Below are 723 nucleotides of genomic sequence, written 5' to 3' on the forward strand. Positions count from 1 at the left end.
ACCTCGGAGAGTTCGCTACCTTCTGCGGCGCCTGCCACAATACCTTTGGGCACGGGATGCAGCCCGTCCCTGGCATGACGCTGGCTGGCGGCCGCTCGGCGAAGGGATCGAGCTTACTGGAGCGATCGGGCGTCCTGAAACAGGCTCCACCGCCTCGGACTGCAGGTACTTGCGGATGGTGTTCCGCGACAGGCCAGTCCGGCGGGCGATCGCCCGGATCGGACGGTGCTTCCCGCATCTGGAGGCGCGGCAGGCGAGATTGGCTACGCCTGTTGCTGCCTATGCCGTAACGCAGTCTACCGTTTTGCATCACCGGCAACACATAGACGGATCCCGGCGACGGAGAGGGTCGTCGTGCGCTATTACGCCGCATGACCAATCCCCCTCGCCCCAGCGCGCAATTCGATGACCACCCCAACGTTGTCGCCGGCCGGGCGGCCCTGCCGCGGCCGCTGGAGGATTTCGCCGCCTATGAGTTCGCAACGCAGTGCCCGACGCCGGCCTGCCGCTTCCGCTGCTTCCCGGTGGCGCCGATCGCCGAGGCGCGGCCCGGCGTTACGGTGGCCGGGGCGCTGGCGGAGCTCCGGTGCCGCGACTGCGGGGAGCCGCCCGAGATCGTCCTACTGACCAAGGACAGCCTCAGCGGCAGCGCTGAAGGCCTGGCGCTGCGGATCGAGGCAGATCCGTGGAAGCCGCTCCGCTGACGCAGATAAAAGAAAGGCC

At 68.0% G+C, this 723-nt stretch carries 1 protein-coding gene and 1 pseudogene; one reads left to right on the forward strand and one right to left on the reverse strand.

Going from position 1 to position 723, the window contains the following annotated elements; translation table 11 throughout:
• Positions 1-91 precede the first annotated feature (91 nt).
• Positions 92-219, reverse strand: a pseudogene (locus ACFHPP_RS31280) (IS21 family transposase); the annotation flags it as partial.
• A 152-nt stretch (positions 220-371) separates the two neighbouring features.
• Here ACFHPP_RS31280 and ACFHPP_RS31285 point away from each other — a divergent pair.
• Complete coding sequence (locus tag ACFHPP_RS31285) at positions 372-704, forward strand: hypothetical protein (protein WP_437167119.1); 333 nt, start codon at positions 372-374, stop codon at positions 702-704.
• Positions 705-723: the final 19 nt, after the last annotated feature.

The organism is Falsiroseomonas sp. E2-1-a20 (assembly GCF_051433195.1).
Classification (GTDB): Bacteria; Pseudomonadota; Alphaproteobacteria; order Acetobacterales; family Acetobacteraceae; genus Falsiroseomonas.

What these genes read in the sequence shown, in the direction of transcription:
- ACFHPP_RS31285 (WP_437167119.1), top strand. Translation starts at nt 372, where the DNA reads ATGACCAATCCCCCTCGCCCCAGCGCGCAATTCGATGACCACCCCAAC.